Raw genomic sequence first — 18,534 nt, 5'->3', positions numbered from 1 at the left:
GAAGCCGCTCCTACCAGGGCGTGAGGCGATTGGCGGTGAATCGCGGCGTCAGGCGGCGCGTCGCAGCGATTCGGTCAACGATTCGATGCTGGCGGCCTTCGGTTTGACCAGCCAGAACTTGCCCACGTAATCGCGGAACTCGTCCAGGATCTGCTGCGCCCAGATGCTGCCGGTCAGCTCGCGGTGGCGGCTGATCAGCTTGTGCAGGTGCTGGCGGTGGTTCTCGAAGCCCTCGGCCGAGATGCGGTGGATATCGATCAGCTCGTGGTTGTAGCGATCCACGAAGTCGCGCTCGATATCCAGCACGTAGGCCAGCCCGCCGGTGAAGCCTGCGCCGAAGTTCAGGCCCACCTTGCCCAGCACCAGCACCACGCCGTCGGTCATGTATTCACAGCAGTGGTCGCCGGCGCCCTCGATCACCGCCAGCGCGCCGGAGTTGCGCACGCCGAAGCGCTCGCCGGCCCGACCGGCGGCGAACAGCTCGCCCCCGGTGGCGCCATACAGGCAGGTGTTGCCCAGGATCGGCGTACTGCGCGCCTCGAAGCGCGCGCCACGCGGCGGGCGGATCACCACGCGGCCGCCGGCCATGCCCTTGCCCACGTAGTCGTTGGCCTCGCCTTCCAGCTCCAGGTGCAGGCCGCCGGCGTTGAACGCGCCGAAGCTCTGCCCGGCGGTGCCGCGGAAGCGCAGGTTCAGCGGCGCGTCTTCCATGCCATGGTTGCCGTGCACGCGGGCGATCGCACCGGACAGGCGCGCGCCGATCGAGCGGTCGGTGTTGTGGATGAGGAAGCGGTGTTCGCCGCCGGTCTTCTCGGCGATGGCCTTGGCCAGCAGGCCGTCCATCTGCGTGGCCAGCGAATCGGGCGATTCGTAGAGCCGCTGCGCCGCGCAATGGCTGCCTTCGAAGTGGGCCGGCTTGAGCAGGCGCGAGAGGTCCACGCGCACGCCTTCGCGTGGGGAGACCTCCAGCTGCTCCAGCAGGTCGGTGCGGCCGACGATCTCGTCCAGCGCGCGCACGCCCAGGTACGACAGCCACTGCCGCACTTCCTCGGCCAGCAGGCGGAAGAAGTTCTCCACACGCTCGGGCAGGCCGGTGAAGTAGTTCGCGCGCAGGCGCTCGTCCTGCGTGGCCACGCCGGTGGCGCAGTTGTTGAGATGGCAGATGCGCAGGTACTTGCAGCCCAGCACGATCATCGGCGCGGTGCCGAAGCCGAAGCTGTCCGCGCCCAGCAGCGCGGCCTTCACCACGTCCAGGCCGGTCTTCAGGCCGCCGTCGGTCTGCAGGATGGTGCGCGCGCGCAGGTCGTTGCCGACCAGCGCCTGGTGCGATTCGGCCACGCCCAGTTCCCACGGCACGCCGGCGTAGCGGATCGAGCTGACCGGCGAAGCGCCGGTGCCGCCATCATGGCCGGAGACGGTGATGAGGTCCGCGCCGGCCTTCACCACACCGGCGGCAATCGTGCCCACGCCCGCGTGCGAGACCAGCTTCACCGACACCAGCGCATCCGGGTTGACCTGCTTGAGGTCGTAGATCAGCTGGGCGAGGTCTTCGATCGAATAGATGTCGTGGTGCGGCGGCGGCGAGATCAGGCCGATACCGGGCTTGGCATAGCGCAGCCGCGCGATCAGCTCGTTGACCTTGTGGCCGGGCAGCTGGCCGCCCTCGCCGGGCTTGGCGCCCTGCGCGACCTTGATCTGCAGCACTTCGGCGTTGACCAGGTATTCCGGCGTGACGCCGAAGCGGCCGGAAGCCACCTGCTTGATCTTCGAGCGCTTCTCGGTGCTGTAGCGCGCCGGGTCTTCGCCGCCTTCGCCGGAATTGCTGCGCCCGCCGAGGCGGTTCATCGCGATCGCCAGCGCTTCATGCGCCTCAGGCGATAGCGCGCCCAGGCTGATGGCCGCGGTATCGAAGCGGCGCAGCACGTCCTCGGCCGGGGCCACTTCGTCCAGCGGCGTCGGCGTGTCGGCGCGCTTGAGCTGCAACAGGTCGCGCAGCGCGGAGGGCGGGCGCGAGTGCACCGCGTCCATGTAGCGCTGCCAGTCGGCGCCATCGCCGGTGCGGGTGGCGCGCTGCAGGGTCAGCACCACGTCCGGGTTGTACATGTGGTATTCGCCGCCGTGCACATACTTCAGCAGGCCGCCCACTTCAGGCTTGAGCAGGTCGTTCCACGCCCGCGCGGTAAGTTCGCGCGCCTCGTGGTCGAGCCGCGCCAGGTCCACGCCGCCGATACGCGACGGGGTTTCGGGGAAGCACAGCGCGACCACGTCCGGGTCGAGGCCGACGATCTCGAACAACTGCGCGCCGCGGTAGCTGGCGATGGTGCAGATGCCCATCTTCGAGATGATCTTCGACAGGCCCTTGTAGACGCCCTTGCGGTAGCTGCGGCCGATCTGCGACTGCTCGCCACCCTTCTTCAGTTCCAGGATGCCGCGGCGGCCCAGGTCGAACAATGTCTGGTAGGCCAGGTACGGGTACACGGCCGTGGCGCCAAAGCCCAGCAGGCAGGCCATGTGGTGCGGGTCGCGCGCGGTGCCGGTCTCGATGATGAGGTTGACGTCGCAGCGCAGGCCCAGCGCGGAGAGATGGTGGTGCACCGCACCGGTGGCCATCAGCGCGTGCACCATCGGGCGGTCGGCCACGGGGTAGCGGTCGCTGAGCAGCAGCATGACCACGCCCTCGCGCGCGGCCTGCTCGGTTTCGCGGCAGATGCGCTCGATGCCGGCCTTCAACCCTTCCTCGACCGAATAGGACAGGTCGATCAGCCGGTTGCGCTCCACGTACTGCGGCATCTTCAGCAGCTGGCGCAGCTTGCGTTGGCTCAGCACCGGCGAGTTGAGGATGACGTGATTCACCGTCTCCGGCCCGGCATGGAAGACGTTGGTCTCCTTGCCGAGCTGCGTGGTCAGCGACATCACGCAACTTTCGCGCAGCGGGTCGATCGGCGGGTTGGTGACCTGCGCGAACGCCTGGCGGAAGTAGTCGTACAGCGGCCGGGTGTACTGGCTCAACACCGCCATGGGCGTGTCGTCGCCCATCGAGCCGGTGGCTTCCTGCTCGGTCTCGGCGAGCGGGCGCAGCACCTGCTCCACTTCCTCGGTGCTGAGCTGGAACAGCTTGTGGTAGCTGCGCAGGGTCTGCTCGGAGAACGGCTCCTCCACCAGCGAGGGGTCGATCAGTTCGGTCTGCAGGTAGGTCACGCCCTGGTGCAGCCACTGCTTGTACGGCGCGCGGGCGCGGTTGATGCGGTCGATGGCGTCCGAATCGAGCAGGTCGCCGCGCTTGAGGTCGATGGCCATCATCTCGCCCGGGCCGAGCTTGCCCTTGCGGGTGATGCGCTCGGCCGGCAGCTCCCACACGCCGGCTTCGGAGGCGACGAGGAAGTGGCGGTCGGAGGTGAGCATCCAGCGCGCCGGGCGCAGGCCGTTGCGGTCGAGCATGGCGGCGGCGTAACGGCCATCGCAGGCGACGATGCCGGCCGGGCCATCCCACGGCTCGGTGTTCAGGCCGTGGAATTCGTAGAAGGCGGCCAGGTCGGCATCCTTGAATTCCAGCGACTGCGTGGCCGGCGGGACCAGGATGCGCAGCGCCTGCAGCAGGTCCATGCCGCCGGCGATCAGCAGCTCCAGCATGTTGTCCAGGCTCTGCGAATCGGAGCCCTTCATCGAGATCACCGGGTCGAACTCGGCGATGTCGAAACGCGGGGTCTTCCACACCTTGCTGCGCGCCTGCGCCCAGCGGCGGTTGCCCTCGATGGTGTTGATCTCGCCATTGTGGGCGAGCATGCGGAACGGGTGCGCCAGCGGCCAGCGCGGCAGCGTGTTGGTCGAGAAGCGCTGGTGGAAGACGATGGCCGAGGACGACAGGTCGCTGCGCTGCAGGTCCGGGTAGAAGGTGGACAGCTTGTCAGGCAGCACCATGCCCTTGTAGCTGATGGCGTTCGGCGTGAGCGTGGTGACGTAGAAGTCGGCCACCTCGCGCAGCGCCTGCTCGGCGCGGCGGCGGGCCAGGAACAGCGCCAGGGTGAAGGCGTCCTCGTCCTGGCCGCCGGCGGCGTCGACGAACACCTGCTCAATGCGCGGCAGGGTGTCGCGGGCCAGCTGGCCGCAGACGCTGTCGTCGGTGGGCACCACGCGCCAGCCACGCGGCTGGGTACCCGCGCGCTGCAGTTCGGCTTCCAGCGCCTGGCGGCAGCGCGCCGCCTCGGCCTCGTCGTGCGGCAGGAACACCACGCCGGCGGCGTAGCGTGCCCCGATGGTGATGCCGGCATCGCGCGCCAGCGCGCGCAGGAACGGATCGGGTTTGCGGATCAGCAGGCCACAGCCATCGCCGGTCAGGCCATCGGCGGCGACGCCGCCGCGGTGGGTCATGCGCGAAAGCGCGGCAATGGCCGTGTCGACGAGGGCGCGCGAGGGCTGGTCGTCCAGCTGCGCGATCATGCCAAAGCCACACGCGTCGCGTTCGTCGCGCGCGTCGTACAGACCAGCTTGTTCGAGCCCTTGGCGAGTGCGGGGGGCCATGTGTGCCTCGTTGCGATCCGGGAAAGCGGCGACGACCGTCCCCGCTCTGTCCCAGCAGCGCATTCGAGGTCACCGGACGATCGACTAGATCACACTTGTTGCGGTGCCGCAACTCACCGTTACAGATGCAACGAGAGGCGTCGAAAAGCCTTGTAGCGCAGGGCTTGCGGCGGCCTGGAGGAAGACCGCCGCCGATGACGCGATCAGCCGCAGCGCACGCCGCTGATGACCTGCTTTTCGTCCACTTCCAGATTCAGCCGATCCCCCTTGAACTCCATGGTCACCATCTCGCCGGGCTTGAGCACGCGCACCTGCGCGGCATGCGCGTCCTCGCGGGCCTGGGCGGAGAGTGCGTCGGTGAGCGGCTGGCCGACCAGCGACTGCAACTGGCTGGCATCGCACTCGCCCACTGGCGGCGCGGTGGATGCGGTGTCCTGCGAGGGCGTAGCGGCATCGGCGGCATCGCGCTGCGCCTGGGCCTCGGCCGACTCCTGCTCGTCGGGCTGCGGCGAACTGCAGCCGCCCAAGGCGAATGCCAGCAGGGAAGCGGTCGCGAACACCTTCAGCGGCGCCTTCGCGCGCCGGGCCACGGCGGAGAGTTGCATGGGAGACCTCCGGGTCTGAATGGGCCTCCAAGGATAAGCACAAGCCGGCCGGGCCGGCAGGGGTCATCACCTGGCCGCGATCCCGCGTTGACGTGGCCTCGGCATATCGCTGGCGAACATATTCGCGTGTCCCGTGCCCTTCCGCCCCCACATGCCATCGCCCGCCAGGCCGGGCTCGTCCATGTCAGCGATGCCGTGCCCGGCATCCAGCGCCGGCGCGCCGGGCGCGGCTTCGCCTACCGCGATGCCGAGGGCAGGCCGGTGCGCGATGCCGAGACGTTGCAGCGCATCCGCTCCCTGGCGATTCCGCCGGCCTATACCGAGGTGTGGATCTGCCCGCTGCCGCACGGGCACCTGCAGGCGACCGGACGCGATGCGCGCCGCCGCAAGCAGTACCGCTACCACCCTAACTGGGCGGAGGTTCGCGGCAATGGCAAGTATGAGCACCTGATCGCCTTCGGCCTCGCCCTGCCCAAGCTGCGCCGGCGCCTGCGTGCCGACCTGCGCCGGCCGGGCTTTCCGCGCGAGAAGGTGCTGGCGATCGTCGTGGCGCTGATGGCCGATACGCTGGTGCGCGTCGGCAACGAGGAATACGCCCGCACCAACCGCTCCTACGGACTGACCACCTTGCGCAACCACCACATCGCTTTCGTCGGCGATGGGCGCGCGCGGCTCAAGTTCCGTGGCAAGAGCGGCCTGGAACACGACATCGTCGTCGATGACCGGCGCCTGGCCAAACTAGTGCGCGCCTGCCGCCAGCTACCCGGGCAGGCGCTGTTCCAGTACCGCGACGACGACGGCCAACTGCAGCCGGTGGACTCGGGCCAGGTCAACAGCTACCTGCGCGAGGCCATGGGCGGCGAGTTCACCGCCAAGGATTTCCGCACCTGGGGCGGCACGCTGACCGCGTTGCAGCAACTGGCCAAGGTGGCCCTGCCCGAGTCGCGCAGCGAACGTGCATTGGCGCAGCTGCAGAACGAAGTGCTGCGCGAGGTCGCGCGGACGCTGGGCAATACACCGGCGGTATGCCGCAAGGCGTATATCGATCCCAGCGTGTTCCTGGCCTGGCGCGAAGACCGGCTGCGGATACCCGAAAGCGTCCGGGGACCCCGGCAGTGGGAGCAGTTCGCCCTGCGCTTTCTGCGCAAGGCGCATGGCAGCCGGGCCAAGCGCGGGAACTGACCCGCGCGGCCCGGCGGCCGCGTCGTCAGCCGCAGTAGATCGCGGTGATGTTGTTGGTGGGGCCGTGTTCGATGGTCAGCTGTTCGCCGCCGGACTGGCCAGCGCCTTGCGCCGGATCGACCTGGCCGCTGCTGGTCGCCCCGCTCTCCTGGCGCTCACCGCGCACCACGCGGACCTTGAGGCTATCGCTGTCCACGCGAGCGCGCTCCACCGTTTGACCGGAGGCCGCCAGGCCCACGGCGCCGCGCACCTTGTCGGTGTGGCACTGGCCGGAGATCACGCCGTCGATCGGCTGCACCGCCATCACCTGGTTGGGCGCGCATGCGGAGAGCGCAAGCACGGCGCACGGCAGCAGGCCAAGGAAGAGACGGTTCATTCGGGCGGCTCCTGGAAGGTCGTTGGCGGCAGCGTGATCGCAGCGGCGTATGCGTGGCATGAAGGCGTTCGCATGGATCGTCACTTTTTCTGAGCCCGGCCGCGGGCAAGGTCGAAAGCTCACGTCCCACGGAGCACACCCCATGCCGACCTGCGACGTCTGCGGCAACCGCTACGACAAGGCGTTCACCCTTGAACAGGGTGGCCGACGCGGCACCTTCGACTCGTTCGAATGCGCCATCCACGCCTTCGCCCCGACCTGTGCGCATTGCAAGTGCCGTGTGATCGGCCATGGCGTGGAGGGGAACGGAGACATCTATTGCTGCGCCCACTGCGCGCGCCACGCCGGTGTGAAAGGCGTGGCCGACCGCGCCTGATCCACCGCAACGAGGAATCCCATGGCTACACGCAAGAAGACCCCCGCGAAGACCCCCGCGGCTCGCAAGGCCGTCAAGAGCCCATCCACCGCGCGTGCCAGCGCAAAGGCCGCGCGGCCCGAAGCGGCCGCAAAAACCGCCCAGCGTCAGCGTGCCCTGCAGGCCGAGGTGGATCAACGCGAGAAGGCCAAGCCGGCCAAGAAGGCCGCCAAGCAGGCCGTGCAGGCGGGCAAACGCCGCCAGCCTGAGAACCCGTTGCCTGCGCAGCACCTGCGCAAGCCCGGCAACGAACACGCCTTGGCCGAGGCACCGCGCTACCTGGCGCCGGACTACATCGGCAGCGAGAAGCTCAAGGGCATGAGCGCGATCATCACCGGTGGCGATTCCGGCATCGGCCGCGCGGTGGCCGTATTGTTCGCGCGCGAAGGCGCGGACGTGGCGGTCCTCTACCTGGACGAGCACGAGGATGCGCAGGAGACTTGCAATGCGGTGGAGGCGGAGGGCCGCCGCTGCCTGCTGATCAGCGGCGACGTGCGCGACAGCAGCTTCTGCGATGCCGCGGTGGCCGAGGTGGTGGAGGCCTTCGGTGGGCTGGACATCCTCGTCAACAACGCGGCGTTCCAGCTGCACACCGAAGCGATCGAGGACCTCACCGACGAGCACCTCAACGAGACGTTGATGACCAACATCGGCGGCTACTTCCACATGGCGCGCGCGGCCGTGCCGCACCTGGGGCGTGGCGCGTGCATCATCAATACCGGCTCGGAAACAGGCCTGTTCGGCAGCAAGGCGCTGCTGGATTATTCCGCCACCAAGGGGGCGATCCATGCGTTCACCATGGCGCTGGCGAGCCAGCTGCAGCCGAGGGGCATCCGCGTCAATGCGGTTGCGCCTGGGCCCGTGTGGACACCGCTCAATCCCGCGGACAAGCAGGCGAAGGACGTGGCCGAGTTCGGCAAGGACAGCGCAATGGGGCGGCCGGCGCAGCCCGAAGAGTTGTCGCCGGCGTATGTGTTCCTGGCTTCGCCGGTGACGGCGAGTTACATCACGGGTGCGATTTTGCCCGTGATGGGTGGGCCGCATGGGTGAGTGAGGCTTGGGAGCGGTGTGTCGATCACCTAGCTAAAAATTCGGGCCGGTTTGCAGTTGCGGTGACGAGGGCTTCCGCCGCTGAAGCGCTTGGAAGCCCGTGGCACTGGCGTGGATCACGATAACCGCCTCCGAGCGATCTTCACGCCAACCTCGGTGCTGCCGCCCACGTTGGTCTCACGGTTCTCGCGGGTGTTCTGGCCGCTGGACAGGATCAGCTTCTGCACCGCGGCCAGCGTCGTATTGATGCCCTCCACCGTGCTGCCGGTGACCGAAAGATCCCCTCGCGCGCCACCACCCCCCGCATCGCCGTTGCCGCTGTAGACCGTGCTGCCGCGGGACGTGCTTTCGCTGCCACGCTGCCGCGCATCGGTGGAACTGGCGCCCACACCGATGCGCAGGCTCAGGCTGCGGTTGTTGGCACCGTCCTTGCTGGCGACAATCCTCTGATTACTGGCTCTCTGCGGAGCTCAGCGCTTCTTCGGACACCGATAGCCGCTCTCCCCCTTCAGGGCCGCCCCGGTTTGAGCGTCTTCAATTACGACACGTGCGCCTGGAAAGTTAATGCACAGCGCATTGCGCGCAGTATAAATCCCGGATCCTTGAGCCGTCAGGTTGACATGGGGCGCCAGGTCGGTTCCGGCTTCGTCAACAGCGCGCAGCTTATACGTCCCGCTAAGAGTTACGCACGATGCCAGGAGTGGCGCAAAACCAAATAACAGAAGCTTCTTCATGAATATCTCCGGAGGAGTTGGTAAGAGCGAACAGGTGGCGCCAGCAGTGCACTCGGCCCGCTAGGACACTGGCACGACACTCAACGCTTGCCATTCTTGCCGCACATCTCTGGGTATTGCTTCGGGTATTCGGCACATGTGAAAGCCCGTTGCCGCTCAAGTTCTTGCTCTGCCCATGTTGGATCCAACGGTTCGAATTTGACGCTCTCTACCATCGTGCGCAGTGTACGAAGGCGGGATTCCATCAAATCCGGATAGTTGCGCATCTGCGCATTGAGATTTGAGCGAATCCAGAAGACCCAGCCGGGCGCGGCTTCGGTTCGATACTCTTCACGAGGTATGCGAGGAGGACTCTCGACGCGGACCAAATTCTCCCAGTGCCACCGGCGGTGACGCCATTTCCGCCCGTTGATTACGAGGGTCTCGTCCGTATCCAGTACATAACGTCGCGTGCCATCTTCCGGTGGTCTACTGTCGGGATTCACGTCTGTTCTATTGCTTTCAGCTTCCTCCTTATCGGCCTGTTCCGAGCTCAGATATGCAATGTATGAATTCGACATTGCGCCGGATCCATCTATATCGTTTGTTATCAGGGTTCTGTAGGCAGTGGGCGATCTTCTCCGAGATATCTCCATTACAGCTCCTTTAGGGGGAACGCACGGGGCTTGGGCGGCGAACCGCGGGCCAATATGTTTCCAGTCAATGATGATGCCCGGCGGGATAAATCCCTCCCGGACGTGGCAAAGTCCCAGATCTACAGGTGTATCGACTGGACCCACAGCGGGATCAAAAGCTGTTTGATAGAAGCGACTGTTATCGAATGCGCAGCCGCTGAGTCCGACAAGGATGAACAAGGATAGCGTCCTGGATTTCATGTTGAGCCTGTTATTTCGCGTCTATACCAAGGAGAGTCTCAGCCTTCTCTACCGTCCAGTTGTTGGGATTGTCGCGCCCGTCTGGCAAGGTAGGTTTAACCAAGTTGTAGTTGCTGTGCGGGGTTGTCTCGCCGAAGCCGAACGTTTGGGGCGCACGCAAGATCGATCCCCAGAAGCTCCCATTGGTGGCGCCGCGGATGTAGTTCTTGTCATCCGGGCCCTTCTGATAAGGCCTGTAGTTCCAAGGCAGGAACATCCCACCGGTGAAGGTCGAGACGAAATCGTTTGGATGATTAAGGAAGACGAGCGCATTTGAGAGCACTACGCCCTCACCAATAATTTCTCGCACCGGCTCGGCGATGCGGCCAGGAGAGATTGCTGGGCCGATAGCGAAGACCGATAGTTCATCGTTCTTGTAGCCGCTCGCTGCGGCAAGACTCAGGGCATTGGCGAGTACGACCGTGCCGCGGCTGTGTCCATACATCGCCGTCTGTCCCCCACCTTGCCGTACGATTGCGTCACCCAGCGCCATGGTTGTCGCTGAGTAGCTCCCGGTAAGTGGCGAGATCATCTTGTCGCGGGAAACACTGACCAGGTCCCCTAGCGCGCTCTTTTGATCGTTGTACTGAAGGTAGACCTTAGGATCCACGAGATTGGCGATGTCATGCCCAAGCGTCAGCTGCCCCGCCCGCGTTAGCGAGTTGCGAATGCCGTTGGTCCCGATGACCTTTGCATCCTCTGGGATCTCGTCGAGCAAGGTCATGGCCATTCCGTTCTGGCCCGCCCAATCACGTAGCTCGCCAAGATTGCCCGTCTGGGGTGGCTCGGCATTGGCGCACTGGGCTGCCGACCCCGTGCACCGGAACTCCACGGCCAGGGTTTCGTGGAAGCCACGTGCCGCCTGCTCGAACGAGTCGGCCACCGAGCCGAGTACACCGGAAGCGCCAGCGTAACGCGCCGTATCCAGAAGGTTGCCGCCCGATATCAGACTCAGCGCCGTCCCAGCCGCCGCCCAGGCGTACCCCTTCGAGAAACTGGGATTGTCGCGCTCGTCGATCAAAGCCTGTGCTTGCCAGCGCAGTTGCTGACCTGTCGCAGCATCACCATTGAGTTCAGCTTGTGCTGCCGCGGCCATTGTGTCGCTAAGGCGCGCATCGTAGCGTTCGATACGTCTGTCATAAGCAGCATTGATGGTCTGTGTGGCCAGGGTATCGGCCTCGATCTCCACGCGCTGGGCATCGCTGCTGGCACCGCGCAGGTTCACCGTGCCGGCGCGAATGCGCAGCGTGCCCGCGCTGGCCAGGCGGCCCGCTTCGCCGGACACCGCATCGGCGGCCAGCATCAGCGTTCCGGTGCCGGTGTGCTCGATCGTGCCGCCGGCATTGACCAGCTCACCGGCCTGCACGGAAAGATCACCGTGGCCGGTGATGCGTCCGCCCTGGCCGTTGTCCAGCAGGCCGTCCACGCGCAGCGCGCTGTCGGCGGTGCCAGCATGCTGGAAGTCGCCACCGCGATTGATGAACTCGCCAGCCCGCAACGACAGCGGGGTGCCGAACCACAGTCGCCCAGCACTGTTGTCCAGTCGCGTCAGGGCCAGTTCGCTGGGGCCGGCGATGCGCAATTCGCCCCCGACGTTGCGCAGCGCGGCGTTGTGCAGCGTCAGCGCGTCCAGGGCCAAGCGTCCGCCGCTGTTGTCCAGATCGCCGGAGAGCGCATCCAAGCCGATCCGGGCGGCCTCGATCACGCCGCCGTCGTTGTCCAGGCGGCCGGCGATGCGGAGCTCGCCCGGTGCGAGCGGCGCTGGCGCGGGCGCGGCCGGCATGGGTGGTGTCGCGTCGTCCGTGCCGGGCGATGCAGCCACCGGTGCCGGCGTACCGGTTCCCGGCGCGGGTGGCGTGCCGTCGGCCGGGATCGAAGCGGCCGGCACCTCCGCCACGCCGATGCGCCCGCCTTCGCGATTGGACAACGCGCCAGCCTGCAGGCGCAAAGCCTGCCCGCCAGTCTGCGCGATGCGCCCACCGCGGTTGCGCAGCGAGGCGGCCTCGATCTCCAGGCGCGGCGCATCCAGGCGCCCGCCCCTGTTGTCCAGCTCCTGCGAAGTACGCAAGGCTAGCGTGTCGCCAGCGCGGATCGCGCCCGAATTGGCGATGCCCCCGGCGGCTGCAAGCTCCATCCCGACCGGCGATTGCAGCGTGCCGCTGTTGACCAGCTGCCCATCGGCGCGCAGTACCAGCCCGCCGTCCCGCGCGCCCAGCGTGCCGGCGTTGCGCACGCCCAGGCCCGCCTCGGTGCCGACCAGATGAATCTTGTTGGCATACATGCCGCCCAGTGCGCCCACGTCCAGCGCATAGGCCGGCGCCTTCGTCTCCGCTTCGTCGGCACCCGTGGTCACCTGCAACTCGTTCGCCCACACGTTGGCGTTGACCTGCACCGCGCGTGCGATCACCTCGGTGTAGTCGGTACGCGAGGCATCCAGGCCACGGCCTTCGATGCTGATCTGCCCGTCCGCCACGCGGAACCGGGAAAGCAGGCCATCGTCGGTGAATGCCACGCGCCCGGTGGTCAGCGTGGCGCGGCTGGCATTGATGAAGCCGGCGCCATCGGCCTGGATGCCGGCCGGATTGGCGATCACCACCTCGGCGCGGTCACCGCCAACCTCGATGTAGCCGCCCAGCCGGCTCGGCGCACCGCCTTCGACCTCGTTGAGGATCACCCGCGCCGTGCCGCGGGCGAGCCGCGGATTGCCCTGCACCCAGCCGCCGAGTTCGGTACGCACGTTCTGCCGCGCGTTGTTGAGGATCGCGCCCTGGCCGCCGACATCGAACTGCCCATAGCGGTTGTGCGACACCCCCGCCGCGCTCGGCGTGGCGATGTTGACCAGCGGCACCTCGTTGACCGCCTCGAGCACCACGGGGCGCTGCGCCCCCGGCCCGTGCGCATCGCCGGTGATGCGCCCGGTATCGGGCGCTTGCGCCTGCGCACTCGCGGCCAGCACCAGCGCGATGGAAACGGTGATCGCACGCTGCCGCGGCGTGCCGCTCGCGCCGGATGCGCCACCGCCGCGTATCCGCCGCGCGATCTCCGCCACGACCTGGAGCACGCCGAGCGCGCGGTTGAAGACGATGCGGTAAAGCCTGCGATTCATCGGGTTGCCTCCATGGCAGCGGTCAGAACGACCAGTTCAGGTTGAAGCCGGTGGTGGTGTAGGCAGTGGGTAGCTGCGCCGGCTTGCCCACGGGTGCGCCAACGAACAGGTCCCATTGCAGGCCGCGCACGCCGCCGCGCAGGCCGATGGCCGCGCCGGTGAGGTTCGCGCCCGCGCGCCAGGGCGAATCGGCCCCGCCGCCAACATGGCCCCGGTCCAGGGCCATGTAGAACGACTGCCCGGCGCCGAGCGCCACGTCGAGTTCGTTGCGCCATAGCCAGCCGTGGTCGCCGGTGGGCGCGATCTCGCCGTCGAAGCCGCGCACGGTGTAGCGACCGCCGATCGCAAAGCGGTCCTGCGCCACCAACGGTGTCCGGTTCCATTGCGCGCGCCAGCCGCCCACGTAGCGCACGCGCTGCTTGCCGAGCTGGAACGGCACGGCCCACTGCGCCTCGGCGTTGAACACGCTCATGCGCGAGGTACCCTCGCCGAACGTTTCCTCCGGCGCGCGCAGCGCGCCGAATGCCCCCGTGCCGCGCCGGTAGGAAAGCCCGGCATCGAAGGTGGCGCGGCCGATGAAGCGGCGCCAGTCTACGCCCAGTGCCCAGCCTGCCGTGGCCCGGCGTTGCACCCCGATCTCGGTGTCGTCGATGTAGTTGCGCGAGGCCTTCCACCAGGCGCGGCCGTGCAGGCCGAGCGTGTTGCGGGCATTGCGGAACAGCACGCGCGACAGGCGCAGCTCGGCATTGCCGCTGCGCCCGGCGTATTCATAGCGCTGGAACGCGCCGGGCACTTGCTGCCGGTAGTCGTAGCCGCTGGCGGTGACGGCGAGTAGCCAGTAGCCCAGCGGCACGTCGTAGTGCGCGGTCCAGCTGCGCGTGCCGCGGTCGTCGCCGTTGAAGACGCCGCGGCCGACATGCGCATACAGCAGGTCGTTCCCGCCGAACGGGTTGTCCAGCGAGACGGTGGCGCCGGCCTGCAGCTGGCCGGTGGCGCGGCTGCCGGCATCGTCGAGGGAAAGCGCGCCGCGCAGCCGGCGCGGTTGCGTCCAGGCGATCACCAGGTCGCTGTCTCCCGGGCCCGCATCCGCAGCGATCGCGGGCGCGATCTGCAAGTCCGCGCTGGCGGTGGGTACGCGTTGCAGGTTCTCCAGTCCCTGCTCGACATCACGCAGGTTGAGCAGGTCGCCCGGTCGCGCCGGTATCGCATTGCGCCACTGAGGGTGCGCGGTGGCCGGTTCGGCGAAACGCACGGCGTGGATCCTGCCAGGCACCAGGCTCAGCACCAGCGTGCCCGACGACAGGTCCTGCTCGCCGACCAGGACGCGGGTGGTGATGTAACCCCGTGTGACCAGCGCATTCTGCACGCGCCGCGCCACGATGTTCACGCCTGCCACGCCGAGGCAGCGACCGGTGGCGCGGTCGTTGCGCGCATCGGCGGCACGCAGTGCCCAGCGGAAGCGCCGCGCCTGTCCGCCGGCCAGGCGGATCGAATGGATCGGAAAGCAGGGCGTTTCGTCCGGCAGGCGCGGCAGGGTGGCCTGTTGCGCCGGCAGGCGGACGTCGCGGTGCGCTTCCTGCTGCTCGCGCAGCGCGCGCTCGCGTTCCTGCTGCCGCAGCAGCGCCTGCGCCGGCGTTTGCGTGGCTTGCGCCAGCGCGACGCTGGGCAACGCGCTGATCAACAGGCTGATCAACACGCAGAGGAGGCGGCTGCGCCCCTTCCCTGGGTTCATGCGGGGTTCCCTGATTCGTGGACAGGCCGCGCAGCGCGCGACCATACGTCAGGGTAGGGAACCGCTCCTACGTCCGAAAATTAGACGATTCCAATGAGTTGTCGATCAGTGCCGCTCGCCGGCTTCATTCCGGCGTGTCGACGCAAACCGACGAACGTTCCGCTTCCTCGGCCTCCACCAGCCGCAGCATCAACTGCGCGAGCGTCACCACGTCCTGGTGGTTGTGCGCCAGCACGCGGCGCAGGTCCACCGCGTCGCCGCCGCGCAGGTAGTGCAGCCAGGCCGCCGGCGCCTGCGAACCCGGCAAATCGTCCTCGCGCACGATGCGCAATAGCTGGCGTTCGATTGTCGCCAGGCGGCAGTTTTCCCACGTGCCGCGATAACGGCGGCGCGTCGGAAACAGCAGGTCCACGTGATCCAGCGCGGAGAGCGGATCCCCGCGCCGGGACAAGCGGTAGCGCGTCTTCAGCAGCGGCGCGTCGTAGCAGCGGCCGTTGTAGCTGGACAGCACCGTGCCCGGCGACAACCAGCCGCGAAACGTATCGAGCATCGCGGCCTCGGCGGCCATCGTCGCCATCAGCAGCTGGCGGATGCGCAGGCCGGGCCCATGCACCGCATGCCGATGCCAGTCGGCCGCGCCGATCATGAAGGCGCGCGTGCCGGTGCCACCGGCCAGGCCGGTGGTTTCAGTGTCGAAGAACAACAGGTCCTGCGGGGCCACGGCGTCCTCGCGGCGCGCGAAGGCCAGCGAAAGCGGCTGCACGGGAATGGCTTGTGGCAGGAAGGCTTCGACCAGGTGCAGGCCCGGCGCGATCTCCTCGCCCGGCAGGTGGCGGTCGCGCGCGCCGGCGCGTCGCACGGGCGCGGGGACCGCAGGCACCGCGCGTTCGCGCAGGCCGATCAGCCGACGCAGCGCCTGCATGTCGGTATCGCGCCGCGCGGATGCCGCCGGACCGCTTGCGGGCGGCGGCATGTCGGTCGCGCTCGGCACCGGCTTGTGGCGAACCTCGCGTTCGATCCAGGCGAATACCGGCTCGTTGGAAGGCGGCGTGGAAGCTGGCGCCGGCGCAGCGGCATGCAGCGCCGGCCGTGATGGCGCCGCATCCGGCGCTTGCCCCGACTGGTGCCGCAACAGGCGCAGGCGTTCGGCGTCGATGCCACGCGTCGGTTGCGACGCCGGCGTTTGCGTTGCCGCGGGTGCGGAAGCGGTCGGTGCCGGCGCGACGCCCGCTTGCCGGCGCAGCAGTTTCAGCTTGTCCGCGCTCATTCCCACGTGGCGGCTTCCAGGGCTTCGGGCGCGTCTTCGATGTCGCCGCGGGCGCCGTCGAGTTGCGCCAGCAACGCCAATACCTTCAGCGCCAGCGTCTTCGGTGACGCGCCCTTGCCTTGTTCCTGCGCGGCCAGCACCGGCCCCACGCACGCCGGGCAGCCGGCGCGGCAGTCGCAGCGCTGCACGAGTTCGCCCGCGCGCATCACCAGTTCGGCCTGGCGCTGCCACAACGGCTCACTCAGGCCGACACCGCCGGGGAAGTTGTCGTACAGGTACACGGTCGGCACGAACGCCTGCTGCAATTCCACGTGTCCTTCGGCCCCATCGGCGCCGCGCAGCTGGCCGCGCCCGCTCTGGTCGGCGAGCGCGAACCACGCGCCGTCGCCGTTGCCCACGGCTTTCTGCAGGTCGCGCGCATCGGCCATCACCGCCACGGTCGCCACCACGTGCAGCGCGTAGGCGGCACCGAGGAAACCATCGAGCGCGTCCTGCCGCGAGGCGAACGCCTTGCCCAGCGTGGCTTGCGGCAATTGCCACCACACGGCAGTGGTGTGCAGTTCCTGGTCGGGCAGGTTCACCGGGCCGTAGCCGATGTTCTCGTGGGTGTAGTAACGGATCTTCTTGTAGCCGGCCACGCGCCGCACCACGTGCACTTCGCCGTGATGGCTGTCGCCGCGCCCGGCCGGGCCGCCTTCGAAGCGATCCAGCACCTTGAGCTTGGTGTAGTCGATGCTGTCGGTGTAGTAGTCCACGTGGGTGCGGGTGACGTAGGCCTTGCGACCTTCCCAGTCCAGCCGCTCCACCTGGTACGGCGTGCTCTGCACCATGTGGATCGCGCCTTCGTACAAGGTCAGCGCGGCGGCCGAGTAGTCCACCTCGGCAATGATCTGCTGCTTGCCGTCGCTGCGGTCCACGACGACGAAATTGCCATCGGCGACCGAGCGCAGGCTCACCGCGTTGGCCGGGTAGCTGTCGGCGATCCACTCCCAGCGCTCGCCTTCCTGGTGGATCACGCCGCTCTCTGCCAGCGCTTCGAGGAACACCACCGGGTCCACCGGGCCGAACGGCTCGCCCGCGTTGAAGGGCAGCTCGAAGGCCGCGCAGCGGATGTGGTCGAACAGGATCAGCGCCTGGTCCGGCGAGATGCGCGCATGTTCCGGCGAGGCATCGGCGAAGAAATCCGGATGGCGCACCACGTATTGGTCCAACGGCTGCGAGCTGGCCACCAGCACCCCCAGCGCCGGCTGCTGGCGGCGGCCCGCGCGCCCGAAGCGCTGCCATGTCGCCGCCACGCTGCCCGGGTAGCCGTTGAGCACCACCACGTCGAGCGCGCCGATATCCACGCCCAGTTCCAGCGCCGAGGTGCTGACGATGCCGTCGATGTCACCCGCGCGCATGGCCTTTTCCACCTCGCGGCGCTCGGTGGGCAGGTAACCGCCGCGGTACGCGCGGATACGGGGCGGCTTGCGCGGGTCGTGGTCGAAGATGTCCTTCAGGTACTTGGTCAACACCTCCACCATCAGCCGGCTCTGCGCGAACACCAGCGTCTTGAGCCCGGACTTGATGGCGATGCGCGCGATGCGGTTGCTTTGCGAACGCGCCGAGGCACGCAGGCCCAGGTCCGGGTTGACGACCGGCGGGTTCCACAGCAGCACGTGCTTGTCGCCGGCCGGCGCGCCGGATTCGGTGATCGCGCACACGCGGTCCTCGATCAGCGCCTCGGCATGCGCCTGCGGGTTGCCGATCGTCGCCGAGCACAGGATGAACTGTGGGTTCGCCCCGTAGAACGCGCAGATGCGCTTGAGCCGGCGCAGCACGTTGGTGACATGGCTGCCGAACACGCCGCGGTAGGTGTGCACCTCGTCGATGACCACGTATTGCAGGTTCTCGAAGAACTGCGCCCACTTGGTGTGGTGCGGCAGGATGCCCTGGTGGAGCATGTCCGGGTTGGAGACGACGATGTCGCCGTGCAGGCGGATCGCCTGCCGCGCATCGCCGGGCGTGTCGCCATCGAAGGTGAAGGCCTTTAAGCCGAGGTCGCCCGCGCGGTTGAGTTCCAGCAGCTCGGCCACCTGGTCCTGTGCCAGGGCCTTGGTCGGGAACAGGTACAGCGCCTTGGCGCGGCGGGTCATCGCCGCGGCCACCACCGGCAGCGTGTAGCACAGCGATTTGCCGCTGGCGGTGGGCGTTACCACCGCGACGTGCTCGCCGCGCCGCGTCGCGGCCCAGGCCTCGGCCTGGTGGCTGTAAAGCTGCTCGATGCCCCGCGCGCGCAGCGCGCCGGCAAGCGCCGGCGGCAGGTCATCGGGCAGCGGCGCGTAGCGGCCTTCGCGGCCGGGAAGGGTGAAGCTGCCGGTGATGCGGTCCTGGTAGCGGCGCGACAACCGCGCCGTCAGCAGCGCGCCGTCGCGCGCGGGGATGCCGTCCACGGTGGACAGCGCGCGCTCGGCATCCTCCGTGCGGCGGGCGAGGGCGTGGGCCATGCAGGTTTCCCCAAAAATCGTATCGAACCCCCTCATTGTCTCAATCCATGAGACCGCCTTGGAAACGCGGGTGATTCATGATCCTGACGCATGCGCGGGGACGCCACGATCACATCGCAGATTGCAGGCTGTCCTTCCCCCAACCAGGA

Annotated in this window: 12 protein-coding genes and 1 pseudogene; 3 read left to right on the top strand and 10 right to left on the bottom strand. The window is 67.9% G+C overall.

The window, feature by feature from the left end; all coding sequences use genetic code 11:
• Positions 1-48 precede the first annotated feature (48 nt).
• Together gltB and P6166_RS01515 are read right to left on the bottom strand one after the other, a co-directional pair.
• A complete protein-coding gene (gene gltB / locus P6166_RS01520; RefSeq protein ID WP_277762765.1) occupies positions 49-4,518 on the bottom strand; it encodes a glutamate synthase large subunit in 4,470 nt (1,489 codons plus the stop codon).
• A 203-nt stretch (positions 4,519-4,721) separates the two neighbouring features.
• Entirely contained in the window at positions 4,722-5,123 is a 402-nt protein-coding gene (locus tag P6166_RS01515) for an I78 family peptidase inhibitor (protein WP_277762764.1), read from the bottom strand.
• Between the two features lie 126 nt (positions 5,124-5,249).
• Between P6166_RS01515 and P6166_RS01510 the strand changes: the two genes are divergently transcribed.
• On the top strand, positions 5,250-6,305 hold the full coding sequence (locus P6166_RS01510; protein ID WP_277762763.1) for a DNA topoisomerase IB: 1,056 nt from the start codon (positions 5,250-5,252) through the stop codon (positions 6,303-6,305).
• 25 nt (positions 6,306-6,330) lie between these two features.
• Here the strand turns inward: P6166_RS01510 and P6166_RS01505 are convergent, their stop codons facing one another.
• Entirely contained in the window at positions 6,331-6,681 is a 351-nt protein-coding gene (locus P6166_RS01505; RefSeq protein ID WP_277762762.1) for a hypothetical protein, read from the bottom strand.
• 142 nt (positions 6,682-6,823) lie between these two features.
• Between P6166_RS01505 and P6166_RS01500 the strand changes: the two genes are divergently transcribed.
• A complete protein-coding gene (locus tag P6166_RS01500) occupies positions 6,824-7,057 on the top strand; it encodes a hypothetical protein (RefSeq protein WP_277762761.1) in 234 nt (77 codons plus the stop codon).
• Positions 7,058-7,078: 21 nt separating this feature from the next.
• Entirely contained in the window at positions 7,079-8,146 is a 1,068-nt protein-coding gene (locus P6166_RS01495) for an SDR family oxidoreductase (protein WP_277762760.1), read from the top strand.
• A gap of 116 nt (positions 8,147-8,262) precedes the next feature.
• Here P6166_RS01495 and P6166_RS01490 read toward each other — a convergent pair whose 3' ends face one another.
• From P6166_RS01490 to P6166_RS01460, 7 genes and pseudogenes are all read right to left on the bottom strand, one after another.
• On the bottom strand, positions 8,263-8,535 hold the full coding sequence (locus P6166_RS01490; RefSeq protein WP_277762759.1) for a hemagglutinin repeat-containing protein: 273 nt from the start codon (positions 8,533-8,535) through the stop codon (positions 8,263-8,265).
• A gap of 81 nt (positions 8,536-8,616) precedes the next feature.
• Positions 8,617-8,880 carry a hypothetical protein gene (locus P6166_RS01485; protein WP_130316900.1) on the bottom strand — a complete coding sequence of 88 codons (264 nt, stop codon included), beginning with the start codon at positions 8,878-8,880 and terminating at the stop codon, positions 8,617-8,619.
• An 80-nt stretch (positions 8,881-8,960) separates the two neighbouring features.
• Positions 8,961-9,440 carry a hypothetical protein gene (locus P6166_RS01480; protein ID WP_277762758.1) on the bottom strand — a complete coding sequence of 160 codons (480 nt, stop codon included), beginning with the start codon at positions 9,438-9,440 and terminating at the stop codon, positions 8,961-8,963.
• 325 nt (positions 9,441-9,765) lie between these two features.
• Positions 9,766-12,900 carry a filamentous hemagglutinin N-terminal domain-containing protein gene (locus P6166_RS01475; RefSeq protein WP_277762757.1) on the bottom strand — a complete coding sequence of 1,045 codons (3,135 nt, stop codon included), beginning with the start codon at positions 12,898-12,900 and terminating at the stop codon, positions 9,766-9,768.
• A 22-nt stretch (positions 12,901-12,922) separates the two neighbouring features.
• Positions 12,923-14,632, bottom strand: a complete 1,710-nt coding sequence (locus P6166_RS01470; protein WP_277762756.1) for a ShlB/FhaC/HecB family hemolysin secretion/activation protein — start codon at positions 14,630-14,632, stop codon at positions 12,923-12,925.
• A 124-nt stretch (positions 14,633-14,756) separates the two neighbouring features.
• Positions 14,757-15,902 (bottom strand): annotated as a pseudogene (locus P6166_RS01465) (ribonuclease H-like domain-containing protein); the annotation flags it as partial.
• A complete protein-coding gene (locus P6166_RS01460; protein WP_277762755.1) occupies positions 15,896-18,385 on the bottom strand; it encodes a DEAD/DEAH box helicase in 2,490 nt (829 codons plus the stop codon). The gene P6166_RS01460 and the pseudogene P6166_RS01465, both read right to left, overlap by 7 nt.
• Between the last annotated feature and the right edge of the window lie 149 nt (positions 18,386-18,534).

The organism is Stenotrophomonas sp. HITSZ_GD, assembly GCF_029543105.1.
Taxonomy (GTDB): Bacteria; Pseudomonadota; Gammaproteobacteria; order Xanthomonadales; family Xanthomonadaceae; genus Stenotrophomonas_A.
The sequence above is the reverse complement of the archived record's forward strand: the minus strand, read 5'-3'. Positions and strand labels throughout refer to the sequence as shown.